Here is a 26,309-nt window from a genome sequence, read left to right as displayed (position 1 = left end):
CCCAAAATTCACGTTTGCCAGACTAGAACAACCGACATCCAGATGGAATCAATTCTGCTTGCGGATAGCGGGACGAACCGCGCGAACGTGGCGGCCCGATCAGTTGGAAACCTTAATCTCTTGAGCTTGCAGCAAGTTCCCATCGGCGGAACGATCCCATCTGAATGTCCGGGCTCTATGACAGCAGTTCCTTGAAAATACCGCTCCCCGCCAAAAGCGTCTCGTGTGGTCCGTCTTCCACCAAACGACCCGAGTCGAAGACGACAACGCGATCGAACATCATCGCCATTGCCGGATTCGTCACGACCCACACAATTGCCGGCGAACGGCCGTCGCGTCTGGCTTCCTCGAGCACGTTTTGCAGCACCTTTTCTTGTACGCGCTGGTCGAGCGCCGACAGCGGCCGGTTGAAAATGAGAAAATCGGGACGCTTGAGCAGGGCCCGGGCAACATCGAGCTTCTGTCGCTGTCCACTGGTCAACCGCCTGCCGCCGGCGCCGACGTTGAAGTCCAAGCCGACATCCAGCAGTTCGGCATAAAGCCCCAGTTCATCAAGAATATCATAGACAATGGAGCGTATGCGGTCCGGCGCATCGGGATGGTTGCTGCCCAGACGCCCGAACAGGACATTGTCCATGACAGTAGCCGCAGCAATGTATTTGGCAGGATCGTAGCGTTCGACGGCGTTTTGCAGCTCGGGCGGCAGGTCTTCATAGAACTGGTTGCGTGCGGCGACGATCTTGTTCATCAATTCGTCGCTGAGCAGGCCGAAGCGATGCCGGGGCTCGATATAGGCAAAGCTCAGGGTGACGATCATGGCGCGGTCGTTCTCCGAGACCGTCTCGTAGGGACGGTTCTTGAGCCGTTGCAGCAAGGTTTCGTAGGCTGGTATCTCCTCGGCGCTCATGAAGGCGAGCTGCTGGAAGAACTGGTGATCGGGCGGCAGGTCGGCAAACAGCTCGATCGCTTGTTTGGCGATATCCATGCCCATTTCGTAGAGCGTGCGATCGAGGCCGGCTTGCCTCAGCACGGAAGCAAAATAGGGATTTGCCGCCAGAGCCCTGTCGGCCAGCTCCGGGCCGGCGGCAGCGCCGAAGAGCAGGTTCTGGCCGATCGTTGCTTCCTTATTGTAGGCGCCCGGTTCGAAAGGAACCACCAGTCCGTTCAATCCTTCGTGTTCCAGCCGGGTTCGCAGCGCCGCACGCAGTTCGACGATCCGCCCAGCAAGCTCCGTGTGACGCGTGAGGTCGGCCGAAGAACGCAAGCCTAGATCCAGAATGTCGCGCGACAGAAGAACCGCGTCGAGCACCTGGCGCACGGCTTCAAAGAGGTCGTGCGGGCCCGTAGCGCCGACGGAAGCGTAGTCGATCCAGTCGCTGTGGATATCAAGGTCTGGGTTGCCCGACCGGCGCGCCTCGTGGATGTTCCAGCGGTGCTGGTCCGCCGCGGCACCGTCATAAGTCACCGATGTCAGCGGCGCATGCTTCAACCCGTAGAGCAGATTGTCGCGGAGGCTTGCCTGGAACAGGAAAACGTCCGACGAGGCATAGGACATGCGCCGGCCGGTCACTGCTTCGGGGAGTTCAAGCAGGTCGTCGGCACCCGAAGCGACCTTTCCGCTTTCCGGCCAGTTCAGCCGCGCGAAGGCCTCTGCAAGCGCCTCCGCTCCACCTGTTGAGGTGCTGACCAGCGCCACCGTCTCACCGGGCTTGACCTGGAGAGAGATACGGTCGAGGAGCATTGCACCGCCATCGTCTGCCATGGACAGGCCGATCGCCGACAGGGGGTTGGTCATCGGACCGGGATCGTCGATCGTCAGTGCCCCGATTCGCGGCGCAATGAGACCCTCGACGGTGAATTGTTCGACGACCTGCTGGTATTTGACCTGGACATCCTGCCGGTCCTGATCCCAGTCGATCAGTTCCTTCATCGGTCCGGGCAGGTCCTTGTAGGCGCCGATCACGGCCACGAGCTGACCGACGTCCAGCCGCCCCCGAATGACCAGATACCCGCCGACCATGTAGAACAGAAAGGGCGTGATCTGCGCGAGAAAATTGTTGAGGAACTTCACCATGAATTTCCATTGGTAAAGATCGAAGCGGATCTTGAAGATGAGCCCGAGCCGGGCAGCTATGTCGGCGCGCTCGTAGTTTGACGTATCATGGACGTGAACCGCGCCGATGCCGTCGACGATTTCGCCGACGCGGCCCGATAGCGCGCGCGCCGTCAACTGCCGTTTGCGCCCGAGCACGATCAACCGCCGCCGCATTCGCGGGATCAGCACGATCTGGATCAAGACGATCACGGCGGCGATCATTCCGAGCCAGAAGTTCTGGACCACGATGAACAGCATGGCCGTCACCGCCTGGCCGCCGAGCAGCACCGGCTGCAGGAAAGCATCGCCGATGAAACCGCCCAGCGGCTCCACCTCGTCCTTCACCATGGTTGCCACCTCGGCGGATTTCACGCGCTTGAAATAACGCGGCGGAAACCGCAGCACACGATCGACCAGTTCGAAGCGGATACGGCGCAGCATCCGTTCACCGAGGCGGCCCTTGTAGGTGTTGATGTAGAATTTGAACAGGCCGTTGATGATGACCAGCAGGAGGAACACAAGGCTCAGGGCAAGCAGCGTCGTCGTGCGGTCGAGCTGAAAGCCAGGAAAGAACTGGACCTCTCCGATGAACGGCAGGTTATAGTGTAGCCTCATGAATGGCTGGGTCGCGCCCGGCTGCTCGAAGCCGCGACCTTGGATCGGGCCGTTGACAATCAACTTCGGCAGGTCAAAGGACATGAAATACGGGATCATCGAAAGCAAGACGATAACCAATATCCAGAGCTGCTGCTTCTTGGTGTGCGTCCAGATATAGCGAGCCAGGCTGGGTTCCATATGCGACTGTGGACCTTCAGTTTAAAGAACAAAGTAAAAGCATCAGCTGGTGGACGGCGCATCGGCAATCATCACCGGCGACATGTTCGAAGCCTGCGAGGCGGCTTGGCGGGGCAAGATTGCGTTGTGTCGCCCGAAATCCCAACGTACAAGGCGAATATGATGGATGTCACGCAACCGCGCAATGCCGGCATGGACGGGCACGAGCAGGCCTTGGACCTCACGCGGGGAATTGCTGCCTATGTCAACCACCCTCTCGTGGCAGGGCTGGCGCGCGTCATCGCCAAACATCCGAAGGCCGACATCGCCAACGCCTTCAACCACAAGCAGGTGGCCTGCAAGATGTGGGCGCTTGACAGGCTGTTCGAAAGCTGCGGCGGGCGCTTCGGGCGCATATGGGTTCTGGGCGGATGGTACGGCATATTGCCGGCAATGCTTTTCAACGACCCCCGCTTCGATATTGCGGCAGTCGATAGCATCGACATCGATCCCGAAGTCGCGCCAGTTGCCCGGACCCTCAACCGGGAAGCCGGCGGCCGGTTCCGGGCGCTAACAGCAGATATGTACGCACTCGACTATGCGGCCGGGCCGTCCGATCTGATAGTCAATACGAGCTGCGAGCACATAGCCGATCTGCGTGCCTGGCTTGCCCTGCTTCCGCGGGGCACGAATGTACTGCTGCAATCAAATGACTATTTCAGCGAGCCGACGCACATCAACTGCGTGGCTTCACTTGCAGCTCTCGAAGCAATGGCGGCGCTGCGGGAGATACGATTCTCTGGCGAACTACCGACAAAAAATTATTCGCGCTTCATGCTAATTGGAACTGTTTGATGCATTTCGCCCAAAAGCGCGTAGCGGTTTTAGGACAACGACATGCATCAAAACAAAGACTTAAAGCGCGGCGCCTGAATCCGGTTCAGCGCGACGAGCTTTAGGCCCCGCCATCTGCTTGATGATGTCCTATTCCGAGACCGGGCCCCATTTTAGGGACCGTGTTCGATGCCGCTCGCACAGGATTTGCGCCGAGTGACGCGCCCCTTCCAGATCGAGACGATGCGCGGACGGCCTCGGTGCCACAAGCGCCTGTTCGATCGCCTGCGCCAAACCTTCAGGCGTCAGGTCCTTTTCCATCAGCACCGTTGCAAGCCCGAGTTCTTCGAGCATCAGGGCGCGAACTGTTTGTTCGGTTTCCCCGCCGGCTGCAAACGGCACGAGCAGGGAGCGACAACCCGCGCGCAGGACATCGCAGACCGTGTTGTAACCCGCCTGCGAGACCGACAGGCGGGCGCCGGTCAGCAAGCTGGCAAAATCCTCGCGGAAGCGGAAGATGGACAGGCCCGGCGGGGCATCGCGTGCGATCGCGTCAAACTCGTCTTTCGGCAGGTTGGGGCCGGTGATCAAACACCATTTCCAGCCATTGTTGGCATTCCGCGCCGCTGCGATGGTGGAACCGACAAGGCCCCTTCCGGCAGCCCCGCCGCCAACCGACACCAGAATGTCGAAGCGCTCGGTGGCCGCGGGCGATGGCGGCGCGGCAACGAGCCCTGTGTAGGTGACCTCGGCCCTGATTGCCCCAGCCAGCGGAAATGTCTTGTCGATGGTTGCGAAAGCCGGATCGCCGTGGACCATGACAAGGTCGAAATGCCTGTTGATGAGATCAACCGTTTCCTCATTTCGGCCCGGCTTGACGCGCTCCTGAAGGATATCACGGACGGACGTCACCAGCAGCGGCCTGGGCGACGTCGCGTCGATGGCCTCGATCAGCGGCAAGAGTTCGAAACGCATCTGCCGGCGTCCAAATGGAAACGCCTCGACAATGACGATATCAGGCCTGCAATCCAGGAATGCCTGCAGCAGCATTCCTGAACGCCGTTTCTTGAAATCATCGTCGATGGGTTTGCCCTGCAGGTCGACAAGTCCGGAAAATCCTTCATCACCGGAGGTGACGGGTGGCAGGGACACAGATTTTACACCCAGTCCTGGAAACCCCGCGATCGACGCTCCGCCAGTCACCACGGTTACGTCAAACCCGTCATCGACCAGCGCCGCCGCAATGCGGCTGGCGCGCGCGAGATGGCCGATGCCGAGGAGGTGCTGGACATAGAAGAAAGCGCGCAGTCGCTTCATTCGGCGGCCCGCCACTCCCGCTCGAACAGTTCCTTGAGCTGTCCAATGCTAGCCATATGGTCGAAATTGCAGCGCACGCGCTGCTCCGCGGCGTCGCCGAGGCGGGCGCGCAGCACGGGATCACGGATCAGGCGCTCCAGCGCCTCTGCCAGGGCAATTGGGTTTTCCGTCGGAACCAGCAGCCCGGTTTCATCCGGCGATAAAAGCTCCGGCACGCCGGAAATATCGGTCGACACGCAGGCAAGCCGCTGGCTGGCCGCCTCCACCAGGACATTCGGCAGACCGTCCCGGTCGCCATTTGCGGTGATCCTGCAGGCCAGGGCGAAGATGTCGGCGAACCGGTAGTGCTCAAGCACCTCCTCTTGCGCAAGCGCGCCCTTCCAGGAGACGCGTTCATCCAGTCCGAGCTTTTGCGCCAGCGCCTTGAGCCGTTCCAGTTCCTCGCCGCCGCCGATATGCTCGAAACGCCACGCCAAATCGCCAGGCAAGAGGGCAAGGGCCTCCAGCAAGGTATCGTAACCTTTCTTTGCAACGGCGCGCCCGACGCTCAGAATGATGACCGGTTCGTCCGGCGCCGAGCCGTCCCGCTGTTTTCGCGCCTCGCCGAAACTGCCGAAGCGATCAAGGTCGAGCCCATGGTAGCTCAGATGCACGGACGAGTTGCCATTGGCGAGTTCGTTCAGACGGTCGAAGCCGGTTTTCGTGCAAGTGACCGTCCAGCGCGCCGAGGAAAGCTTGCCGGCCAGATCCCAGTCCGCCGAAGTCCAGATGTCCTTGGCATGGGCTGAGCAGCTCCAGGGCAGACTACGAAGCAGGCTGGCATAGCGCGTCACCGAGGCCGGCGTGTGCGCGAAATGTGCATGCAGCCATCCCGCGTCTTGCGGCCATTCGGCCGCCAGCACGAGCGCTTGCCCGAAGCGGCGCACGCGATTGCGCGTAAAGTCGCGGGGGATATCGGCAGCTAGCGATCCGAGCGCGCGCCAGAACCCCGGCCGCAGCAGATAGGCAAACAGCGAGCGAACCACGCGCAGCGGCTCGTGATGCAGATATTCCGGCAGATAATGGACGGGCGCTTTGATCTCGTCATGCACGGGGTGGCGTTTTGCGTCGGTCGGCCGCCTGAGCGCGACGAGTATCAGGTCGAATCCCGCGCGCTCCAGACCGAGCAGTTCCTGCGCGATGAAGGTTTCCGACAGCCGCGGATAGCCCTTCAGAACCACGACGATCTTGCGACGTTGCAACTCAGCTCATTCCCTCGATGACCGAAAGGTGAGGGCTGGCCCGCCGATCGAGCAGTTCTGCAACGATTTCGGAAATATGAGGCAGCCCTTCCAGCCTCAGATGCGGATTGCTCTGGGATGGGCGGGGCCGGTCCGGTAGCGCCACCAGTGCATCGGCAAACCGCTGGGAATCCTTGGCTTCGTCCGGCAAAAGCATCTCGATGAGGCCGAGTTCGGCTGCGCGCCGAGCTCGGATCAGTTGTTCCTGGCGGGGCTCGACGCGCGGCACGATCAGCGCCGGCTTGTCGAAAGACAGTATCTCGCAATAGGTGTTGTAACCACCCATTGCCACTACCGCCTTGGCGCCGGCAATCAGGTCTTCCATGCGGTTGTCGAACTCGATCATCTTGACGCAGGGGATCTTGGACCCCTTCTTGAGCAGCTTGTTGCGCTTGCGCGCCGGCATGTAAGGCCCAAGCACGATCAGCGCCCTATGCTGCAATTGCGGGTCCTGCTGATAGGCATCGATGACGTCGTGGATCAGTTCCGCGCCGTCACCGCCGCCCCCCGTGGTAACGAGGATATACTCGCCCTCGGGCCGGTGGCCGGGCAACTCGTTCCGCTGCAGGCTCCGTTGCAGGAAGCCGACGAACCGCATCTTTGCCCTGACAGCCGGCGGCACATCCAAGCCGGTCAACGGATCGTAGAAATCCGGCGGGCCATAGGCCCAGACCTTGTCGTAGAACAGGCCTATCTTGCGCATCACATCCCTGCGTGCCCACTCGGCTTCGAGCAGATGCGGCGCATCCATCACCTCGCGCAGGCCAAGCACGAGCGTGGTACCTCGCGTCTTGAGGTAGGACAGCGTGTCCTCGATCTCACCGCGCAGGCCGAGCGGTTCCTTGTCGACGATGAAGATTTCCGGCCGGAAGGTCTCGGCTGTGTGGCGGATGATCGACTGCCGCATCCTGAGCGTCTCATGCAGATCGATATCCTTTTCCAGCGAGGTGTATTCGCCGTTGCGCAACTTGATGACGCTGGGGATCTTCACGAAGTCGACACGGGCGCGATAGTCGAAGGCGCCGGCGATAGGCGCGCCTGAAATGATCAGCACCTGAAGTCCGCGGAAATCCTCGACCAGCGAATGCGCGATCGTCCGGCAGCGCTGCAAGTGGCCGAGCCCGAACGTGTCGTGGCTATACATGAGAATTCGAGCGTCTTGTACGTGCTGCGTCATATTGAACGTCTTTCAGAATTCTCGCGTTGAGAACCGGGGACGACCCGCTGGATTCGAAACCACCCTCGCGAGCCCACCGACCTGTTGTGAAACATGAGGGCAAAATTTTCAATTTGTATTCCTCAAGGGGTCCATATGCTGAAGCGGGAGCCGCACCCGCTCAGTTGCCCGCTTGCCACGGATCATGAAGAACCTGCACCATTCGCCGGTATTGATCATCCCCGATTTTCCATCTTTGGCTGCCGGCCCTGAGCGCTGCCGCCGTCGTTACGCGGTTGATCGCCTTGCGGTTGAACGGCCGTGAGCGCAGAGATTGCGGACCGTCACACCGCTTCGACGACCCCGCGCCTGCCGGCTTGATCGCTGATAAGTCGCGGCCGCTTTTAAGATGGAATCGCTCCAACTTCCGTTGCCACGTCGGTGACGTGGCGTTCGGCTGGGTCAAACCAACGGATTCCGTCTTGCGGGCTTGGTATTTGTCTGACATAGTTTACCATCTCCTAATGTTGCAGTGGGTAATTGGGGCACAGAAATGGCGAAGGAATCTTCGAGTGCCGCTTCTTCGGCAAGTAAAGCGGACGCAAATCTGATAGGTAATGCAGAGGGAAACGGGCTGAACTTCATGGCCTCCCAGGCTCGCGAGGGCGGGGCCGGCGGTGATGCTCCAGGTGTCGACAAGATACGCGATCTTTTGTTCGGCAATCAGATGCAGGACTACGACCGCCGTTTCTCCAAGCTTGAAGAGCGGTTCCTGCAACGCTTCAAGGATGTCGAGTCCGAAACCAAGCGCAATCTTGAAACCTACGAGTCGAATGCCAAGAAGCAGGTCGACTCGCTGGCGACGCAGTTGCGCAACGAAAAGGATGCGCGCGCCGAGGCCGACAAGGAGATCGACCGCAATCTTCGCGATCAAAACCAGGCGCTCGAAAAGCAGGTGCGCGCCTTGTCGGACCAATTGAGCGAGCTCGAGCGCGAATTCGCGGATCGCATGAGCAGAAGCGACCATTTGCTGCGCGAGGAAATCAAGCAGAAGAACGAAAGCGCTCAAATGCTGATGGAGAAGATCTTTTCCGATCTAAGCAGCGTCAAGACTGACCGGAATCTTCTGGCCGGCCTGTTCGTCGAGGTCGCGAAATGTCTCAACCAGGATCCCGTCGGCAGCAAGGGCAATTCGGAGCGTGGCTGGAAAGTGAGTTGATCGGAACTTGACGTCGAGCGTCGAACCAATCAGCCTATCTCAAAGACAAGCTTCGAACGATACCGGTATTGATCGCGAGGCTTTGGCCCGCCTTTTGGTGGAAATTGCCCGGAACGTCGATCCTGACAACCGTGCCCTTTACGAAGGCGTTCCGGCCGCCGATCATCGGCTTGAAAGGCTCCGCCAACTGCTCGTCGGCGGCGAGATCTCGGAGCTGTCACGCGTTACGCACCTGCTCGACGAACCCGAGCAGCTTGCCGCCGCGGTGGGAAACGTTCTGCCCGAAGCAACGGCGCGCGCGTCCCATGCGCAACTCGGCGAGGCCCTTGCCCCGGCCGTCGAGAGAGCCGCGCAGCGGTCCATCCAAAAGAACCCGAACACGCTGACCGATATATTGTATCCGGTTTTTCTGCCGGCCATTCGCAAGTCGATCGGCGAAAAGATCGACCAGACCTTCCAGTCGTTGAATGAGTCTCTGAGGCATATATTCACTTGGCATGGGTTGAAGTGGAGGTTTGAAGCCTGGCGAACGGGGACAAGCTTCTCGGCAGTTGTTCTCAAGCATTCTCTTATCTATCGCGTGGAACATGTCTTTCTCATCAGTCGCGCTTCTGGGCTCCTGATTGCGCATGTAACATCCCAAGACGCAACCAGCGAAGACCCTCAACTGATTTCCTCGATGCTGAGCGCCATCCAGGATTTTGTGAAGGACTCTTTCAAAGAGAAGGAAAACAGCGGCCTCGACACCATCCGGTTTGGGGAACTTCGCCTCTGGTCGGAAGTCGGACAGTTTGCGACCCTGGTTGCGGTGATCCGGGGAAATCCTCCGGAGGAACTGCATGAAGTCATCCGCGACGTACTGCTTCGCATCCATCAAGAATCCTCGCGAGCCCTGGAGCGGTTCGACGGGGATAGTTCCCAGTTGCCCGGCGTGGAGACGCAGTTGCAGACCTGCGTCGAGCTGCAGCACATGGATACGAAAGAGGGATTTCCGTGGCTGGTGGTGACGGCGGTCCTGCTGGCATTGATCGTGGGGGGCGGCTGGTTCTTTCTGTCCTGGCAATCCGCACACCGCTGGCAGACCTACCTGTCGCGGCTGGCAGCCCAACCGGGCATCGTCGTTTCGGACCAAAAAATCCGTGGCGGCGAGTTCTATGTCGCCGGCCTGAGAGACCCGCTCGCCGCGGACCCACAGTCGCTGCTGCCGGCAACGGAGGTCGATCCCGCCCGCGTTCATTCAAACTGGCACTTCTATCAGAGCCTCGAGCCGGAATTCGTGCTGAAGCGGCTGTCGGCGTCGCTGGCGCCGCCGGATTCGGTACGACTCTCGGTCGTCGATGGTCGCATCGTTGCCGAGGGCGAGGCGACCACCACGTGGATCGACCGGGCGCGGGCCGCTGCCCAGCAGCTTTCGGCAGGCGGCCCAGTCTTCGACATTTCCGGGGTCAGCGATGTGAGCGCCGAGGAGCGCTGGCAGGCCTACGTGTCGCAACTGGAGACCCAGCCTGGCATCATCGTCGCCGATCACAACGTGCGCGACGGCCAATTCTACATTACAGGTCTGAGAGACCCGCTTGCCGCCGACCCAAGGTCGCTGTTGGCGGGAACGCAGGTCGATCCCGCGCGTGTTCATGCAAGCTGGCAATTCTACCAGAGCCTTGAGCCGCAGTTCGTGCTTAAACGGCTGACGGCCTCGCTTGCTCCGCCGGATTCGGTGCGGCTTTCAGTCGTCAATGATCGCATCGTTGCCGCGGGTGTAGCCACCACCGCGTGGATCAACCGGGCGCGCGCGGCCGCCCAGCAGCTTTCAGCCGGCGGCCCGGTCTTCGACATTTCCGGGGTCCGTGATGTGAGCCCCGAGGAGCGCTGGCAGGCCTATGTGTCGCGCCTGGAGGCGCAGCCCGGCATCATCGTCGCCCAAGAGAATGTGCGCGATGGCCAATTCTATATTGCCGGTCTGAGAGACCCGCTTGCCGTCGACCCGCAGTCGCTGCTGTCCGGGACGCAGGTCGATCCCGCGCGCGTTCATGCCAGCTGGCAATTCTATCAGAGCCTTGAGCCGCAGTTCGTCTTGAAGCGGCTAACGGCGTCGCTGTATCCGATGGATAAAGTGCGACTTTCAATCGTCAAAGGTCGCATTGTTGCCGAGGGTGAGGCTCCCGACACCTGGATAGATCGGGCGCGCGCAGCGGCAAGACAGCTTTCAGAAGGCGGGCCGGAGTTCGACATCTCCAAGGTTCGTGATGTGAGCCCCGATGCACGCGCGGCGGAGCATTGGCAGTATTATGTGTCGCGACTTGAGGCCGAACCGGGAATCATCGTCGCTCAGCAATCGGCGAGGGGCGGAGATTTCTACATTTCCGGTCTGAGAGATCCTCTTGCCGTCGACCCAAAAGCTCTGCTGTCCGGAACACAGGTCGATCCCGCTCGCGTTCATTCACAGTGGCAATTCTATCAGAGTCTTGATCCGAAGTTCGTGGTGAAGCGGCTGACGGCGTCGCTGTCCCCGCCGAAATCGGTTCGGCTTTCGATCGTCCAGGGTCGCATCGTCGTTGTGGGCGAGGCACCTGCCGGCTGGATCAGCCGAGCGCGGGCCGCCGCCGACCAACTTTCGGCGGACGGAGTGGTTCTGGATGTCTCGCAGCTGAGCGAGCTAAACCTTGCAGAGCTTAATCAGTTGAGAGAGGCCATCCAGACGACCGATATTTTCTTCTCTTCCGGTAGAGTTGTCCCGGGACCGGAGCAGACGCCGGTGCTCGACAGACTGGCTGATCAGCTGAAGGAATTCGCAGAAAATGCCCACAAGGCAGGCGTGACGGCGCGGTTCATGTTGACCGGCCATTCGGATATAACGGGTCGCGAGACGGCCAACGCGTCGATCAGCGCCGCCCGCGCCGAGACAGTTCGCGCGCTTCTCAACAAGCGCGGCGTCGCTCCGGAACTCCTGCAGGTTCGGGGCGCCGGCACCTTCGAGCCGGCGGTGCCCGAAAATGAAAATAGCCGAACTGGGAACTCCACCAATCGCCGGGTTTCGGTTACGGTGAACCTAGAGTAGCGCGGAGCCCAGGATGCTGCAAAAAAAGATCTGCATGTTGGGCGGGTTCGCCGTCGGCAAGACCAGCTTGGTGCGCAGGTTCGTCCAAAGCATCTTCTCGGAAAACTACCTGACCACGGTCGGCGTCAAGATCGACAAGAAGAGCGTCGCGTTTCCGGACAAGACAGTGGACCTGATCTTGTGGGATCTGGCCGGCGAAGACGATATCGGCTCGTTCCGCGTCAGCTATGTGCGAGGCGCGACCGGGCTCGTGCTGGTCGCCGATGGAACCCGGCCAGCCACTCTTGCGGTGGCGCTCACGCTGCGCGAACGGTGCGAGGCCGAATTCGGCGCCATGCCGTTCATATTGCTGTTCAACAAGTCCGACCTGACTGATCGGTGGGCGGTACCGGAGGGCGAGATCGACGAACTCAAGCAACGTGGATGGCAGATCTATCTGACGAGCGCGCTTTCGGGCGAACATGTCGACGATGCGTTTCGTCAGCTTGCTTCGATGGTCGCCAACTAGACCATGTCCAGTTTGCCGAAAGAAGTCAGAAGCTGGATATACGACTTCTTCTCGAATGAGCGCTTCGCAGCTTATCTGATGATCGATAGCCGGCAATGCATAGAAGCCAAGGGCGGCAATCTCGACTTTTACGGGCTCTCGTCGCTTCGCCTCGGCGAGCCCGTTGCCCAGCAGCTTGAATTCATGGAAGGGCTGCTGCCTTGCCCCGAGCTTCCATTCCATATGCCCATGATGGAACTGCCCGGCGGGCATGTCGCGGACCTTCACTTCTTTGGCGATGGCGACTCGGTGTGGCTGGTCTTTCTCGACGCCACGCCCGAACGCGACCACCAGCAGCGGCTTCAGCAGAAGGCATACGAAATGACGCTTCTGCAGGAGAGGGAGCGTCAACTCAATGCGAAGCTGCAATCGACGAATGAGGCATTGAGGGAGAGCCAGGAGGGTTTGTCGCGCGAGTACCGGCGCGCCGAATCCCTGCTCCTTAACATTCTTCCGGCCTCGATCGCGGAGCGGCTGAAGGCGGACGAGCAAATTGCAGACAACCACGCGGAGGTCAGTGTGCTCTTTGCCGACATCGTCGGTTTTACGGAAAGAGCGCGGAGCGTCGGAGCCACGACGACGCTCGCTATCTTGAATTACTTCTTCAGGGCTGCGGATCTGCTCTCGGAACAGCATGGCTGCGAAAAGATCAAGACCATCGGCGATTGCGTCATGGCGGTCGCTGGCCTGCCCGTCGCGCGACCAGATCACGCGCACGCCCTTGCACATTATGCGCTCGAGCTGCGGGAGGCGGCCAGGTGCGAGCGCTTCGCAGGAGAACCGCTAAGCCTTAGAATTGGAATTCACTCAGGGCCAATCGTCGCGGGCGTCATCGGCAAAAGGCGGTTCGTCTATGACCTGTGGGGCGACACCGTCAATCTCGCCGCGCGCATTCAAAAAGCCGCAGAGCCCGATGAAATCCGTATTTCGGATGCGACTCATCAATTGCTTGGGCCGGAATTTGCTTGCGAGCCGCTCGGGGAAACGGAATTGCGTGGCACAGGTCGCGTGCGAATGTGGCGGCTCTAGGCACCTTTACGCTTGCCTCGAAGGCATCCTATTTTGGAGGGCAGCAGCCACTCGCGGGCATAGAAATGTCGGTACTGCCTTTTGTAAGAATTTACGCGCCGCTCAACGCGGTGCTGGCTGCGCCTGGGCTTCTGGCGGTGGCTGGGCTCACGATACCGGACATGTCCGGACGAAGCAGGCTGGCTCTGGCTGTGGTGCTCGCGGTCATTTGGGGCGCCTATCTCCTGCAAATGGCCGCGACGCTGCTCAAGCGCCAGGCGGGAGACGTTAGGGACAGGACGCCGGCAATCGCCATCGATGTGCTCGCGGTCTTGGTTCCACTCGCCGCATTTCTGCTCGTTGGCACGCCCGACCGGAGCCTCTACTGTGCTGTCTGGCTCCTGAAACCGCTGCGCGACTCGACTTTCTTCCCGGTGCTGGGCAGGGTGCTGGCCAACGAAGCGCGCAACCTGATCGGCGTCACCACGCTCTTCGGCGTCGTTCTGTTCGGTGTCGCTCTCGCGGGCTATGTCATCGAGCGCGATATCCAACCGGAAAAGTTCGGCAGCATCCCCCAGGCAATGTGGTGGGCGGTGGTCACGCTGTCCACCACCGGCTATGGCGACGCTATTCCGCAAAGCTTCGCTGGCCGTGTCCTTGCTGGGGCTGTCATGATGAGTGGCATCGGCATCTTCGCCCTCTGGGCAGGCATTCTTGCCACCGGCTTCTATCAAGAAGTCCGTCGCGGGGACTTTGTCCGTAATTGGCAATTGGTCGCCGCCGTGCCGTTGTTTCAGAAGCTCGGACCGGCCGTGCTGGTCGAGATCGTGCGCGCGTTAAGACCTCGCACCGTGCCGGCGGGCGCCGTGATCTGCCGCAATGGCGAGAGCGGTGACCAGATGTTCTTCGTCGTGGAGGGGCGCGTCAGCGTCGCAACGCCGAATCCGGTGGAGCTTGGCCCTGGCGCCTTCTTCGGCGAGATGGCGCTGATCAGCGGCGAACCGCGTATGGCGACCGTCAGCGCCGCAACGGCGGTCTCACTGCTATCGCTGCACTCGTCGGATTTCCAGATGCTATGCGGCAGCAGCCCGGAGATCGCGGAAATCATCCGCAAGACCGCGCTCGAGCGGCGCGGCGCGGCACCGATGCCTTGACGGTACTACGAGGTGCAACTGCGGGACATGTCCATTCCGGCCCCGAATTTCGACCTGGGTAAGGGCGCCGGTTTTTTCGCCATGAGCGTAGACCTCGGTGCGTGTCGGGAAGAAGCTGGTCGGCTGCGTTGTCTCCCTGTTAAAGATTGCCGCCCTGGATCAGAGCTGGAGGGCTCAAATGAGTTCGCCCCTGGTGGCTATGGGTATTGCCTTGCCGATTACCCAAAAAAGGCGAGTTCCGACCGATGGCGATGTATCAAGTTTCTGGCGCAACGGGATGTCTTCAGGACACCGCGACGCGGGTGGTCTTTTCAGTATAGCGAGGCGGTACTCGGCCGTGGAGGGCGTACGACAGCGACATGACCGCGTCCACCCGAACAATTGAGGTAGCAATGCAGCCGGCCAGATCCTCGATCTGGGCATTAACACTACAGTTGCGGATATCCGCGCCGTTTGTAGTGACAGATGGATGCCGCGGCCTGATGTCGTCGTCGCCACAGCGACCAGGCGATGATGAAGGGCTTTTGTGTCGGTGGGAAGATGAGGATCCGGGCGAGGAGATAGCGGATCTCGGGGACGCTCGGAACGAGCGCAGTCATCCGAATCAGGCGGCGATTGACCCTTTGGACTCGTTTCGTTCGGTTTGCTCCTTGCGCTGCGGCGAAGATCGGCCGATAGTTTGGACAGGAACGCCAGGGCGGTCATGCATAGGCTCATGTGGCGATGCCATCCGTGCCAGGACCGAGCCTCGCAATGATCAAGTCCGAGATCATCCTTGGCGCGCTCAAAGCACTCCTCGACCGCCCAGCGCAGGCCGGCCACTGCCGCCAATTCGGCCAAGGAGGAACCGGGCGGGGCGAAGACCAGGTAGTAGGCTTTTTCTCCGGATGTCGATCGCTTGCGGCGGACGAGAAGCCAATGCTCGAAGCCGCCTTTTGACGTCCAGGGGCGGCGGATGCGTGCCCAGTCGCAGCCGGTCAATCTCGAGTTGCTCCGGCTTCATTCGCCCGTGGCGGGGAAACGCATGCTGCGGATCCGTCGACAGATCGCGCACCCATTTGCGCAGCACGTTCTCGTGGACATCGAGGTCGCGGGCAGCCTGGGCCACCGCAACGCCCCGATCCTTGATCAATCTCACCGCCTCAAGTTTGAACTCGTGGCTGAACTTTCTTCTTTGCATTCCCACTCTCCAGTTCCGTCAAACACCTTATCTCGGTGTCCACGAAACCGGCAGCAGGCCAGACAGACTTTCCCGCAACGAGAGCAGCTTGCCTTAAGGCCGGATTCTGTGGGCCGCATTTGCTAGCGAAGCGCCATGAGCAACCGATTGCCGCCCGCCTAGGCAAAGCACCTGAAAACCAAACCCACGGCTAAGACACCGCCGCCGAAAGCTCTGCCGCCAGCAGCCCAGCGAACGTCTGGCCCGCCCCAGAACCAGGCCGACGACATGCTGTTGAGGCAGGCGCTCGAACTACAGAAGGCTGAGCGACTGCCGGAGGCCGAGGAACTGTGTCTGCGCGTTCTGGCGCGGACCCCAAACCATCCGCTGGCATTCTATATACTGGGAACGCTCGGGCTCGGACACGACGCCGAGAAGGCCCTGCGGTATTTCGCTCGGGCGGTTGGAGAGGAGCCGCAGAACCCCTATTACCACCTCAGCCTCGGCGAAGCGTATTTGAAGGTCAGCGAATTTACGCCTGCGATCAGGCACATTCAGTACGCCCTCGATTTGAAGCCGGATCTGGTGGAGGCGCTTTGCGCCTTGGGGGACGCATACACAAAGTCAACGCTTCCCGCCACCAAAGCTCCAAAGGCCGTTCAGCGGAGCAGACAAGAAGGGCTCTCCCCTGAGTACTCAGATGGCTGACTTGCCTGGGCCCAAAGAGGCGCAAAACTGACATTCCTTGCGGCGTGACTCTCGAATGCCGCGCAAAAATGGGTGGACGAACTCAGAGCAGCGAGCTTATGGAAATCGTGACCTGTCGCCCCGGCTGTGTAACAAGCTGCGTAACAAAGCAGATAAAAAAGCTACGTATTCAACGCTATAGGCCCAAGATCGACAGACGCTCTCTCCGCCATAACCTTTTATTTCACAGATCTAAAGTGACTTCTCGCAATGCCGACAAGATGATGTGTAACAACCGCCAGAATTCGATCGCACACCATGCGTGCCGGGTTGCGTGAGATAGGGCGCGCCGTCCGCCAGCGGGCCGCTTCTTAATTGGAATTTGCGGCGGCTCAAGACACCCGGCGAGGACCCTAACGAATGCGATTACCCTCCAGGTCGAAGATACGCGCGCGGACAGGCTGAAAGCGCAATGTGATCGTCTCGCCGAAGCGCGGCTGGTCCTCGCGGCGCTCGGCGACCACGGTCTCGCCGCTCGCCAGCGCGCCGTGGACGTAGGAGGTCGAGCCGAGGCGCTCGGTGACGTCGACGGCAAGCGAAAGTGTCACGCCCTGCTTCTCGTCGAGATGCTCCGGCCTGATGCCCAGCGTCACCGTCTTGCCGTTCTCCAGCTTCGTCTTGAGATGCGTGATGTCCACCCTCGCCTCGCCGGCCGTCAGCGCCTTGCCATCGTCCACGACGGTCGCCTTGAGGAAGTTCATGCGCGGCGTTCCGATGAAGCCGGCGACGAAAGCGTTGTCGGGATCGTCATAGAGTGAGAGCGGCGTGCCGGTCTGCTCAATGCGGCCAGATTTCAGCACCACGATCTTGTCGGCCAGCGTCAGCGCCTCTGTCTGGTCATGCGTGACATAGACCATGGTTCGGCGGATCGACTGGTGCAAGCGCTTGATCTCGGCGCGAAGCTCGGTACGCAGCGCGGCATCCAGATTGGAGAGTGGCTCGTCGAACAGAAAGAGCCGCGGGTCGCGCACCAGCGCCCGGCCGATGGCGACGCGCTGGCGCTGGCCACCGGAAAGCTCGCGCGGCAGACGGGACAGCAGCGGCTGGATCTGGAGCAGGCGCGCGACACCGGCGACCTTCTCATCAGACGTGCTGCGGTCGAGCCCGCGCATCTTCAGCGGAAAGGCGATGTTCTGCGCCACCGTCATGGTCGGATAGAGCGCGTAGGACTGGAACACCATTGCGACATCGCGATCCCGCGCTGGCAAGTTGGTGACATTGCGGTCCCCGATGACGATGGTGCCGGAATCGATCGGGTTAAGGCCGGCCACCGCATGGAGCAGCGTCGATTTCCCGCAGCCGGACGGGCCGAGCAGGACTACGAAAGACCCCTCCTCCACCTCGACTGACACGTCGTCCAGCACCTGGACCGCGCCGTAGGATTTCGAGACCGACTTTATCGAGAGTTGCGCCATCTGAAGTTCAGCCCTTCACGCTGCCAAGTGTCATGCCGCGTACGACCTGCCCCTGCACCAGGACGCCGAGGACGATCATCGGCAGCATGATGAGCGTGGCGGCCGCAGTGAGCGCGCCCCACTGGATGCCCTGGAACGTCAGGAACGAGGTGATCGAGACCGGCAGTGTCTGGGTGTCGCGGCCGGTGAGCACCAAGGCGACGAAGAACTCGTTCCAGGTGAAGAGCACACACAGGATCAGCGTCGCGACAATGCCGCCGCGCGCCGCCGGCAGATAGACGTGCCAGAAGATCGCAAACTCGCGTGCGCCGTCGACGCGCGCGGCGTCGCGCAACTCCTTCGGAATGTCATCGAAGAAGGTAATGAGCAGTGAGATGGCGAAAGGCACGTTGACGAAGGCATAGGCGGCGATCAGCAGCCAGTGCTTGTTCAGCGCGCCGATGCGGGTCGCCAGATAATACATCGGAATGACGAAGAGCAGAGCCGGCGCGATGCGCAGGCTGAGGATGAATTTTTCCCGTGCGCGGCGCAGCTCCGCTGGCTGCTGCGCAAGCCCATAAGCTGCGAGCGAACCGACCGCGACGGCGAGCGCGCTGGAGAGGAGCGAGACGATGAAGGAGTTGGCGAAGGCGCTTAGGAAGCCGCGATTGGCGAACACCGTGCGGTAGTTGTCCAGCGTCGGGCTGAACAGCCAGACCGGCGGAATGGCGAAGGCATCGCGGGTCGTCTTGAAGGAGGTGACGACGACCCAGTAGAGCGGGAACAGCACCGCCAAGAGAAGCAGGCCCAACCCGAGACAGAACAGCGCGCGTCTGCCCATCAGCGGTCTCCTGTCTTGGGGAAGAGCACGCTGTACATGGTCAGCAGCGCGACATTGGTGAACACGGTCAGAATGATGGCGATGGCCAAGGCATACGAGATGTCGAAATTGGTGAAGGCCACGATGTAGCCATAATAGTTCAGCGTCTCGGTCGACAGCGCCGGCCCCCCGCGCGTCATGATGTAGAAGAGGTCGAAGGCCTTGATGCTGTCGATCGCCCTGATCAGCGCGACGATGGCAAGCGCGCGGCGCAGCATGGGAAGAAGCACATACCAGGTGACCTGCCATTCGCGCGCGCCGTCGACGCGGGCGGCGTTGAGCGGGTCGGTGGGCGCTGATTCAAGGGCCGCCATCACCAGCAGGATGACGAAAGGTGTCCATTGCCAAATGTCGGCGATCAGCACCGAAAACAGCGCGATCTGTGGGCTGCCCAGCCAGTCGACTTGGGAAATGCCTGCCAGCGATAGAAGATAGTTCGCCATGCCGGTGGCGGGATCGAAGAGGAACCGCCAGGTGAGCCCAACGACCACCGGCGTCATGATGATTGGTACCAAGAGTAGCGTCCTGACCAGCCGCTTCATGACGAAGTCGCGATCGAGGAAGAGCACGACGGCAAGGCCGAGCGCGATCTCGATCACTGTCGCCAGCACCGTGAAGAGCACCGTGCGCCAGAGCGCGGACATGGCGCGCGGATCGCCGAGGAAGCGGATATAGTTGTCGAGGCCGACGAATTTTTCGCGGCCCGCCCGCATCAGCGAGAGATCGTGCAGCGATATCCAGATGACGAACAGCGTCAGCGCGACCGAGGCCACCGTCAGGCAGACGATGATCGGCTGGAAGAAATGTCTTGTCGGATCGGACGCTGGGGCCACGGGTCTCATCGGGTCAACCTGAAATTTTCACCCTGCCGCGCACAGGGAGCGCACGCGGCAGGGCACGCCTCTCGCCCTAGCGGGCGAGTGCGGCGTTGTTGGCGTCGTCGGCTTCCTTCAAGGCGTCGGCCGCACTTGCGGTTCCGGCGAGCGCCTTGGAGACGGCGATCCCGGTGTTGTTGATGATCTCGTTCGCCTTCTCGACCGTGGGCAGATACTGGGGATTACCGGCGTTGATGGCCGCGATCATGCCTTCTTTGAAGGCGCCGTAGCGCTTGCCGAAGCTGTCGCTGTTGAGCGCCGACAGCGAGGTCACGCCGGAGTTGGGATCGGTTTCGATCGACTTCAGCTGCTGTTCCTTGGCGGTCGCCCAGGTGGCGAAAAGCGCTGCCGCTTCCTGGTTCTTCGACTCGGCCGAGACGTACATCGAATGCACCGCGAGCGAGGACGAGCCGCCCTTGGGCGAGGTCGACTTCATCGGCACCGGCACGTAGCCGACCTTGCCGACCACCGTCGAGACGGCCGGGTCTTCGTTATAGGCGCCGTTGACGGTGGCATCGAGAGTGATCGCCGCTTTGCCCTGCTGGAACAGCAGCCGGTTCTCTTCCCAACCGAAATTGGCGACGCCGACCGGCCCGTAGTTCTTCAATACGCTAGTGAAGGCGTCGAGCGCGGCGATACCCTCAGGCGTGGCCAGCGCCGACTTGCCGTCGGCATCGAAGAAGGAGCCACCGAAGCCCCACAGATAGGCCGCCCAGACATAGACGCCCTGGATGCCCTGCTGGCCGCGCATGGTGATGCCAGCGATCTGCTTGTTCGTCTTTTCCGAGATGGTTTTCGCGGCGTTCTCAATGTCCTCGAAGGACTTGGGCGCGGCCAGCCCGTATTGCTCGAACAGGTCCGTGCGGTACATGACGAAGGTGCTCTCGCCATAGACCGGCAGGCCATAGACCTTGCCGTCCAGCACATTGGTGTTGAAGTAGCCGGGCACGAAATCGGACTTGTCGAAATTTTCTTTGTGCTTGGCCAGGAAATCGTCGAGCGGCACGATGTAGCCGGATTTCACGAACCCCGGCAGATAGATGATGTTGTTCTGGACGACGTCGTAGCGGCCCGACTTGGAGGAGAACTCGAGCAGCTCCTTGGCGGTGATGTCCTGCTCGGGCACGACCTCGATCGCGACGTCGATGCCGGTCTTGTCCTTAAATTCGGGCACCATCTTCTGGATGGCGTCGGTGGTCGGATGACCCTCGAGCAGCACCGATATCTGAACGCCGTTGAACGGCTTGTCTTCGGCGGAGGCCGGCGCGGCCAGCGACAGCGCGGCGGCGGCCGCGCCAAGCATAAGTAGATTGCGTCTGTTCAGCATGTTTCGTCTCCCATTCTTGGGCCGTCTGGCCTCGTTGCAACAGCGCTGTTCGTTTGATTGTCTTCAACCGAGGCGCACGATTTCGCCGCTCTCCGCCGACTGCATCATGGCAAGGGTGAGTTCGAGCGAACGAAGGGCTTCCCGGCCGGTGGCGATCGGCATCGCCGCGCCGTCCAGCCAGTCGATGAGGCCGCTGAGCTGGCGCGCGAGGTCGCCGTCGACGCGGCCGTTGAGCAAAGGCCAATGCTGGGTGTCGATCTCGCGGGACCCCTCATTGCTAGCGAAATAGAGCCCGCTGTCGCCGCACTGGACCTCGAAGGATCCATCTGTGCCGAGAAGTTCCATGCGCGCGTCGATCATGTGGCGCGCGCCGGACGGCAGCGACCAGGCGCTCTCGAAATTGACGACAGTTCCACCGGAAAAGCGCACGATCGCCGTGATACTGTCCTGCGTGCCGGAGGCGCCAAGCAGCTTATCGGTCTGCTGCGCATAAACCGAGACCGGCTGCTGGTCCTCCAGCATCCACAGCACCATGTCGACGTCGTGGACGGTGACATGCAGCGCCAGCGGCAGCTTGCCGCCATAGCGCTTCGGGCCTTCGGTGCGGGCGCTGTTGCGCCTAGCATAGATGTGGATCGGCTCACCGATCTTGCCCGACGTCATCAGCTCCTTGGCGGCGGCGTAGCGCGGATCGAAGCGAAGCAGGTAGCCGACGCCGAGCTTTACGCCCGCCGTCTCGCAGGTGGCGATGATGGCCCGGGCGTCGTCGACCTTGGAGGAGATCGGCTTCTCGACGAAGACGTTGATGCCGGCTTCGGCGACCGCAACCGCCGGCGCCAGATGCAGATTGTCTGGCGTGCAGATAGAGACGAGGTCGAGATCGCGCTCCGAGCCGAGCAACGCCTGATGACTGTCGTAGACTTTGCAACCCGGCGCCTTGGCCGCCACGGCCTCGGCCAGCGCGCGGTTGGGATCGACGATAGCCGCGAGCTCGGAGCTCACCATGCCGGCGAAGATGCCGGCATGCATGGAGCCCATGAAGCCTGCGCCGATGACGGCCACGCGACGGCGCTTGATCATGATGGATTCCTTTTCAGTTGCGGACGGGCGCTCCAGGCGGCGACCTCGTCGGCGAAGCGGCGGGTGATGGCGTCGGGCCGCGTGATCGCGCCGCCGACGACGATGAAGCGGGCGCCGAGCTCGAAGCAGCGGGTTGCCTCGTCCGGCGTCCAGATGCGACCTTCGGCGACGAAAGGCAGGCCGGCGCGGGCGAATTCCTCCATCAGGTCGAAGGCGGGGCCGCGCTGCTCGCTGGAGTAATCCGTGTAGCCGGCCATAGTGGTGCTGACGACGTCGGCGCCGGCATCGAGCGCGCGCCTGCCTTCGTCGAGCGTGGCGACATCGCCCATCGACAGCCGCCCTTTCGCGGCGATGGCTGAGAACATCGCCGTCAGCTCGACCGGGCGCGGCCGACCGGTGGCGTCGATAGCGACGATGTCGGCGCCGGCCTCGACGACGGAAGCGACGTCGTCGAGCGTCGGCGTGATGTAGACCTCGGTGTCGTCGCGCCTGGCCTTGATGAGGCCGATCAGCGGCACCTCGACCGCAGCGCGAACGGCGGCGATGTTGGCCGCGCCCTCAATGCGCACGCCTGTAGCGCCGCCCAACAGGACGGAGCGCGCCATCGCGGCGATGTGGCCGGGAGCGTCAAGCGGCAGGCCAGGCTCGGCCTGGCAAGACACAACCAGCGTTCGATCGAGTGTGGCGAGCAAATCGCCCTGCTTGGCCTGCACCGGGGCTTCTCCTGGAAGAGCATTATCGCTCTAACCAAGCGTAGATGAAACTTTTTGTCAATAATTTATTTCTGAAGAAAATTTTCGTCAGAGCTCTTTGGTCGTGCCAGCATAGCTGCGCCAAGCAGGCCGGCATCGGCGCCAGCCCGCGCGGCAACAATGGGGCGCCGATAAACGCGCGGCAGATCGAGCGAGCGCACCTGCAGCGCCTCGATGAAGCCGCCGGCGAGGCCGACTCCACCACCGACAGCAAAGCAGTCGATATCGACGGAGGCCGTCAGGTCGGCAAAGGCGTCGACCAGCGCGACGACCGCGCCGGCGATAATTTCCGCGGCAATGCCGCTGCCTTCTTTCGCCGCCGCAAACAGTTCCGGCGTCGTAACCTTGCGGCCAAGGCGCGCGCTGCCTGCCCGCGCCAGCGCTGTACCCGAGGCGACCGTCTCCAGGCAGCCGCGCCTGCCGCAGCCGCAGAGGATACCGCCGGGCTCGGAGCGTGTGTGCCCGACATGGCCGGCAAGCCCGTTGGCGCCGCTTTGCAGCCGGCCGTCTATCACCAGGCCGCAGCCGATGCCGGTCGATACAGTGAAAAAGGCGAAATTGCGAAAACCCGTGCCGGCGCCGAGCGTGAACTCGGCCCAGGCGGCCGCTTGCGCGTCGTTAATGACGAGCGGCGGCATGCCGAAGACGCGTTCGATTGCTGAGGCCAGCACATAGCCATCCTCGATCGGCAGCGTTTCGGGATTCAGCGCGGTGAGCGAGCCGTCGCGGACGATACCGGTGGTCGCGAGGGCGACGGCGCCGAAACCTGTTTTCGGCGCGAGATCGGCGATGGCCGCGACCAAATCGTCGCCCCGGCCGGCGCGTGGCGTCGGTGCCTGCCGCCGGTTGGCGATCCTGTCGCCGCTCACCTCGGCGATGGCTATCTTGGTGCCGCCGACATCGATGGTGAGCACCGGCAAATCAGAAGCTGCGGTCACTCACGACCTCCGCCGTGCGGCTGAGCTCGACCAGCCGCTTCGGATCCTGCCTCGTCATCTCGGCGACCAATGCGTCGACGATGAGCAATTGACTGATCTTCGACGGGAAGGCGCCGCCGGTGAGCGGCGTCTCCGGCCAGGAGGCTATTAAAGCCAGGTTACAGACGGCGATCAGCGGGCTCTTCGAGCGATTGGAGATACCAATGACGAAGGCGCCTTTGGAGCGGGCAAGCTCTGCCACGCGCACGGCATCGATGGTCGAGCCGGAGCTTGAGATCACCACCTGCACGGTTCCCGGCTGCGCCGTTCCCGCCGCCATCACCGCCAAATGCGCGTCGCCCGACGCGCGGCTTAGCTTGCCGATGCGGGTCATCTTGTAGGCGAGGTACTGCGCCGTGACGGCCGAGGCGGCGATGCCGAAACACTCGACGACGGAGGCGTCAAGGAGCTTTCGCGATGCGGTGGTAACGTCGTCGCGGACGATCAGTTGCTCGGTCTCGCGCAGCGAGGTAATTGCGGTTTCGACCAGCCGCTGGATGTCATCGGATGGCGAGCCGTTGTCGCGCGCCCGCTCGTCGGTCGCCAGTTCCTTGGCCAGTGCCAGCTTGAAATCCTGGAAGCCGGAAAAGCCTTGGTCGCGGCAGAACCGCATGACGCTGGCCTCCGACGATCCGGACGTTTCGGCAAGCTCGGTGATGCTTTGGCGAAGCGTTGCGTCGGGCTGCGCCAGCACCGTCTCGGCGACGCGTGCCAGCGCCGGCGTCATGTCGCCCGCGGCCGCTCTCAGCGAGGCTATCAGCGCGTGTGTCATGCAAGACCCCTCAAAAAGATTTTCGGTGCGAGCATGTTCTTGTCCAAAACCGGTTCCCACTCTTTGGAATCATGCTCAAAAATGCTCCGCCACCCAAGGCGGCGGTCCGGCAAAGAGCTGGTCGCAAAGGCGAATGTCCGCCGAGTCGCCGGAAACGAGGCCATACTGCGCCAGTTTCGATGCGCTGCGAAAGCCCGTGAAGAGCTGGGCGAAGGCTGCCGGCTGCATCGACACCGACGCGTGCGCCGCCTCGCATATTTCGACTGCGCCGGCGCGGATGTCGATCGCGAGCGGCGATGTCTCGCCGATGCGCAACGCGAGCCGCGCGGCGTCGACATGGTAGCCGCGCTGGCGCAGCGCGGCCTCGGGGTCGAGCATGCGTAAGAGCCATTCCTCCTGATGCGCAAGCCGCCAGCCCTTGTCCGGCATGGCCGCCACCAGATCGTCCTGCGGCGCGCCGTGCCATCTCACCGCCGGATAGACCGAGCGGAAGCGGGCTAGGAAGGAGAGCAGGCCTTGTGCAGCTTCAGGTGTCGCGGCGAACCAGTCACGCACCGTCAGGCAGGCCTCGTTGCCCATGTCGAGGATCAGATAGGCGGCCTCGCCGTCAGCGAGGTAGGCCGCGAGAGCGTCAGTCGGCGTGCGTCGCAACTCGTTCCAGTGCGCGGCACCGCGTTCAAGCAGCCCGGATTCGGGAAGCGTCTTTGCGAGATAAGCTATGGCTAGGCGTGGATCGTCGAGCTCGACGCGATCGAACGCAAGCTTGCTTGCCGAAGGCAGTGCCGCCGTCGCTGCCTCATAGATAATCTCGTGGCCGGCAAGCTCGAATCCGGCCTTGCGGTAGACCGGCCGCGTCGAGGCAAAGAGCGTGGCGATCGTCGCCCCATTGCTCTTCGCCTCATCGCACAGAGCATCCACAAAAGGTACAGCGAGTCCCTGTCCGCGCCACTCCGGCGCAATCGCCACATGCACGATGTTTGCCGCGCGCACAGATCTGCGGTGGAAGACATGCGCCGTCTGAAGCAGCCCCGCGCACACCGCTGGACGGCCATCCTCGCCTCGAATGAGCCGCATCGCTTCGAGGCCGATGTTGGCGATGTATTCGTGCGAACGTGCCTTGCTGAACCCGAAAGCCCAGCTTAGCAGGCTGGCGATATCGACCACATCCTGTGTGGTCGCCCGGTCTGTTGTGAAGTTTTTTTTCATTTAATTTCCATCTATGATGCTTTTTATCATAGCAAGAAAACAAGGGTGCGCAACGGGGGCTGATCAGCCCGGCAAAATTCGCGTCGGCAACGTCAAGGATGGATTGCTGTGGGAAGTCCCGCGTGATTAGGATGAACTTGGGCCCAAGTTCGCTTTTTGAGCGCTTCAAGCTGCGCCGAGCCCGGGCCAGCGAATTAATATTCGGGAACCGAACCAATCCACAGAAATATTTTGTTGGTATTTTTGTTGGCTAGAACGGCCAGGGGTCTATGGTCAAGTATCTGGAAACAAAACAAAATTTCCTTGACTTGGATTCCGCCTCTGGCACCATCCTCTCTTGGGGTCCGTTCCGGACACATAGGTTACGGTTTGCAGCCCGGCTGGATGCGCTCGATGTCGATGCCCAGGCGCAGCCACCAGACCGACAGCTTGCTGAGGTTGAAGAGCGCGTTGGGGCTGGCGAAGGGAACGCCATTGTCGGTCCTGATGGCGCGGGGCAGACCGAACTCCTTGAAAACGCTCTCGAACACGGTGAAGGCATAGGCTTCCTTGGTGGTCGACAGCGCCTCGCAGGCAATGAGATAGCGGCTGGCGAAGTCAGTGATCGTCAGCGGATAGCAATAGCGCCGATCGGTGAGCATGAACTCGCCCTTGTAGTCGGCGCACCACAGATCATTGGGTCGACAGCTGCTTGAAAGTGG

General features: G+C 61.6%; 21 protein-coding genes and 3 pseudogenes. 7 read left to right on the top strand and 17 right to left on the bottom strand.

Features of this window, described 5'->3' with window-relative positions:
- Positions 1-175 precede the first annotated feature (175 nt).
- Entirely contained in the window at positions 176-2,890 is a 2,715-nt protein-coding gene (locus FJ423_RS28575; RefSeq protein WP_140846250.1) for an ABC transporter ATP-binding protein, read from the bottom strand.
- Positions 2,891-3,052: 162 nt separating this feature from the next.
- On the opposite strand from FJ423_RS28575, the gene FJ423_RS28570 reads away from it, so the two are divergent.
- Positions 3,053-3,724, top strand: a complete 672-nt coding sequence (locus FJ423_RS28570; RefSeq protein WP_095766170.1) for a class I SAM-dependent methyltransferase — start codon at positions 3,053-3,055, stop codon at positions 3,722-3,724.
- A 129-nt stretch (positions 3,725-3,853) separates the two neighbouring features.
- Here FJ423_RS28570 and FJ423_RS28565 read toward each other — a convergent pair whose 3' ends face one another.
- From FJ423_RS28565 to FJ423_RS28550, 4 genes are all read right to left on the bottom strand, one after another.
- The gene (locus FJ423_RS28565) at positions 3,854-5,020 is read right to left on the bottom strand and encodes a glycosyltransferase family protein (protein WP_140846249.1); all 1,167 of its coding nucleotides are present in this window, start codon (positions 5,018-5,020) and stop codon (positions 3,854-3,856) included.
- Positions 5,017-6,261, bottom strand: a complete 1,245-nt coding sequence (locus FJ423_RS28560; RefSeq protein WP_140846248.1) for a glycosyltransferase — start codon at positions 6,259-6,261, stop codon at positions 5,017-5,019. The genes FJ423_RS28565 and FJ423_RS28560 overlap by 4 nt, the downstream gene beginning before the upstream one ends.
- A 1-nt stretch (position 6,262) precedes the next feature.
- Positions 6,263-7,477 carry a glycosyltransferase family protein gene (locus FJ423_RS28555; protein ID WP_095765770.1) on the bottom strand — a complete coding sequence of 405 codons (1,215 nt, stop codon included), beginning with the start codon at positions 7,475-7,477 and terminating at the stop codon, positions 6,263-6,265.
- A gap of 160 nt (positions 7,478-7,637) precedes the next feature.
- Entirely contained in the window at positions 7,638-7,964 is a 327-nt protein-coding gene (locus tag FJ423_RS28550; protein WP_140846247.1) for a hypothetical protein, read from the bottom strand.
- A gap of 135 nt (positions 7,965-8,099) precedes the next feature.
- Here FJ423_RS28550 and FJ423_RS28545 point away from each other — a divergent pair, with 135 nt between their 5' ends.
- From FJ423_RS28545 to FJ423_RS28525, 5 genes are all read left to right on the top strand, one after another.
- Positions 8,100-8,675, top strand: a complete 576-nt coding sequence (locus FJ423_RS28545) for a hypothetical protein (protein ID WP_246680343.1) — start codon at positions 8,100-8,102, stop codon at positions 8,673-8,675.
- Positions 8,676-8,682: 7 nt separating this feature from the next.
- Entirely contained in the window at positions 8,683-11,730 is a 3,048-nt protein-coding gene (locus FJ423_RS28540; RefSeq protein WP_140846245.1) for an OmpA family protein, read from the top strand.
- 13 nt (positions 11,731-11,743) lie between these two features.
- Positions 11,744-12,238: a Rab family GTPase gene (locus FJ423_RS28535; protein WP_095765774.1), complete on the top strand. Its 495-nt coding sequence runs from the start codon at positions 11,744-11,746 to the stop codon at positions 12,236-12,238.
- 3 nt (positions 12,239-12,241) lie between these two features.
- Positions 12,242-13,306, top strand: a complete 1,065-nt coding sequence (locus FJ423_RS28530) for an adenylate/guanylate cyclase domain-containing protein (RefSeq protein ID WP_140846244.1) — start codon at positions 12,242-12,244, stop codon at positions 13,304-13,306.
- A gap of 65 nt (positions 13,307-13,371) precedes the next feature.
- Complete coding sequence (locus FJ423_RS28525; protein ID WP_140846243.1) at positions 13,372-14,439, top strand: cyclic nucleotide-gated potassium channel; 1,068 nt, start codon at positions 13,372-13,374, stop codon at positions 14,437-14,439.
- A gap of 174 nt (positions 14,440-14,613) precedes the next feature.
- On the opposite strand, the gene FJ423_RS33915 is transcribed toward FJ423_RS28525, so the two are convergent.
- The gene (locus tag FJ423_RS33915) at positions 14,614-15,261 is read right to left on the bottom strand and encodes a hypothetical protein (RefSeq protein ID WP_246680347.1); all 648 of its coding nucleotides are present in this window, start codon (positions 15,259-15,261) and stop codon (positions 14,614-14,616) included.
- A 145-nt stretch (positions 15,262-15,406) separates the two neighbouring features.
- A pseudogene (locus tag FJ423_RS28515) lies at positions 15,407-15,619 on the bottom strand (transposase); the annotation flags it as partial.
- Positions 15,620-15,886: 267 nt separating this feature from the next.
- Between FJ423_RS28515 and FJ423_RS28510 the strand changes: the two are divergent.
- A pseudogene (locus FJ423_RS28510) lies at positions 15,887-16,219 on the top strand (tetratricopeptide repeat protein); the annotation flags it as partial.
- 479 nt (positions 16,220-16,698) lie between these two features.
- Here FJ423_RS28510 and FJ423_RS28505 read toward each other — a convergent pair.
- The 10 genes and pseudogenes from FJ423_RS28505 to FJ423_RS28460 all read right to left on the bottom strand — a co-directional run.
- On the bottom strand, positions 16,699-17,760 hold the full coding sequence (locus tag FJ423_RS28505) for an ABC transporter ATP-binding protein (RefSeq protein ID WP_140846242.1): 1,062 nt from the start codon (positions 17,758-17,760) through the stop codon (positions 16,699-16,701).
- 7 nt (positions 17,761-17,767) lie between these two features.
- Positions 17,768-18,580, bottom strand: coding sequence for a carbohydrate ABC transporter permease (locus FJ423_RS28500; RefSeq protein WP_140846241.1), 813 nt, complete (start codon positions 18,578-18,580; stop codon positions 17,768-17,770).
- Complete coding sequence (locus FJ423_RS28495; protein ID WP_140846240.1) at positions 18,580-19,461, bottom strand: sugar ABC transporter permease; 882 nt, start codon at positions 19,459-19,461, stop codon at positions 18,580-18,582. Before FJ423_RS28495 ends, FJ423_RS28500 begins: the two co-directional genes overlap by 1 nt.
- Positions 19,462-19,528: 67 nt before the next feature.
- Entirely contained in the window at positions 19,529-20,821 is a 1,293-nt protein-coding gene (locus FJ423_RS28490; protein ID WP_140846239.1) for a sugar ABC transporter substrate-binding protein, read from the bottom strand.
- A gap of 63 nt (positions 20,822-20,884) precedes the next feature.
- A complete protein-coding gene (locus FJ423_RS28485) occupies positions 20,885-21,901 on the bottom strand; it encodes a Gfo/Idh/MocA family oxidoreductase (RefSeq protein WP_140846238.1) in 1,017 nt (338 codons plus the stop codon).
- Positions 21,898-22,614: an N-acetylmannosamine-6-phosphate 2-epimerase gene (locus tag FJ423_RS28480; RefSeq protein ID WP_140846237.1), complete on the bottom strand. Its 717-nt coding sequence runs from the start codon at positions 22,612-22,614 to the stop codon at positions 21,898-21,900. The genes FJ423_RS28485 and FJ423_RS28480 overlap by 4 nt, the downstream gene beginning before the upstream one ends.
- A 65-nt stretch (positions 22,615-22,679) precedes the next feature.
- Positions 22,680-23,591, bottom strand: a complete 912-nt coding sequence (locus FJ423_RS28475) for an N-acetylmannosamine kinase (RefSeq protein ID WP_140846236.1) — start codon at positions 23,589-23,591, stop codon at positions 22,680-22,682.
- Positions 23,575-24,402 carry a MurR/RpiR family transcriptional regulator gene (locus FJ423_RS28470; RefSeq protein WP_140846235.1) on the bottom strand — a complete coding sequence of 276 codons (828 nt, stop codon included), beginning with the start codon at positions 24,400-24,402 and terminating at the stop codon, positions 23,575-23,577. The genes FJ423_RS28475 and FJ423_RS28470 overlap by 17 nt, the downstream gene beginning before the upstream one ends.
- Before the next feature lie 75 nt (positions 24,403-24,477).
- Positions 24,478-25,608, bottom strand: coding sequence for a GNAT family N-acetyltransferase (locus FJ423_RS28465; RefSeq protein WP_140846234.1), 1,131 nt, complete (start codon positions 25,606-25,608; stop codon positions 24,478-24,480).
- A 374-nt stretch (positions 25,609-25,982) separates the two neighbouring features.
- Positions 25,983-26,309: pseudogene (locus FJ423_RS28460) on the bottom strand (DDE-type integrase/transposase/recombinase); the annotation flags it as partial.

This window comes from Mesorhizobium sp. B2-8-9, from assembly GCF_006439475.1.
Taxonomy (GTDB): Bacteria; Pseudomonadota; Alphaproteobacteria; order Rhizobiales; family Rhizobiaceae; genus Mesorhizobium.
The sequence above is the reverse complement of the archived record's forward strand: the minus strand, read 5'-3'. Positions and strand labels throughout refer to the sequence as shown.

Coding starts and splice junctions, on each gene's coding strand:
- FJ423_RS28555 (WP_095765770.1), bottom strand. CDS start 7,477: ATGACGCAGCACGTACAAGACGCTCGAATTCTCATGTATAGCCACGAC.
- FJ423_RS28465 (WP_140846234.1), bottom strand. CDS start 25,608: ATGAAAAAAAACTTCACAACAGACCGGGCGACCACACAGGATGTGGTC.
- FJ423_RS28525 (WP_140846243.1), top strand. CDS start 13,372: ATGTCGGTACTGCCTTTTGTAAGAATTTACGCGCCGCTCAACGCGGTG.
- FJ423_RS28485 (WP_140846238.1), bottom strand. CDS start 21,901: ATGATCAAGCGCCGTCGCGTGGCCGTCATCGGCGCAGGCTTCATGGGC.
- FJ423_RS28550 (WP_140846247.1), bottom strand. CDS start 7,964: ATGTCAGACAAATACCAAGCCCGCAAGACGGAATCCGTTGGTTTGACC.
- FJ423_RS28470 (WP_140846235.1), bottom strand. CDS start 24,402: ATGACACACGCGCTGATAGCCTCGCTGAGAGCGGCCGCGGGCGACATG.
- FJ423_RS28495 (WP_140846240.1), bottom strand. CDS start 19,461: ATGAGACCCGTGGCCCCAGCGTCCGATCCGACAAGACATTTCTTCCAG.
- FJ423_RS28565 (WP_140846249.1), bottom strand. CDS start 5,020: ATGAAGCGACTGCGCGCTTTCTTCTATGTCCAGCACCTCCTCGGCATC.
- FJ423_RS28575 (WP_140846250.1), bottom strand. CDS start 2,890: ATGGAACCCAGCCTGGCTCGCTATATCTGGACGCACACCAAGAAGCAG.
- FJ423_RS28535 (WP_095765774.1), top strand. CDS start 11,744: ATGCTGCAAAAAAAGATCTGCATGTTGGGCGGGTTCGCCGTCGGCAAG.
- FJ423_RS28545 (WP_246680343.1), top strand. CDS start 8,100: ATGGCCTCCCAGGCTCGCGAGGGCGGGGCCGGCGGTGATGCTCCAGGT.
- FJ423_RS28530 (WP_140846244.1), top strand. CDS start 12,242: ATGTCCAGTTTGCCGAAAGAAGTCAGAAGCTGGATATACGACTTCTTC.
- FJ423_RS28505 (WP_140846242.1), bottom strand. CDS start 17,760: ATGGCGCAACTCTCGATAAAGTCGGTCTCGAAATCCTACGGCGCGGTC.
- FJ423_RS28490 (WP_140846239.1), bottom strand. CDS start 20,821: ATGCTGAACAGACGCAATCTACTTATGCTTGGCGCGGCCGCCGCCGCG.
- FJ423_RS28570 (WP_095766170.1), top strand. CDS start 3,053: ATGGATGTCACGCAACCGCGCAATGCCGGCATGGACGGGCACGAGCAG.
- FJ423_RS28500 (WP_140846241.1), bottom strand. CDS start 18,580: ATGGGCAGACGCGCGCTGTTCTGTCTCGGGTTGGGCCTGCTTCTCTTG.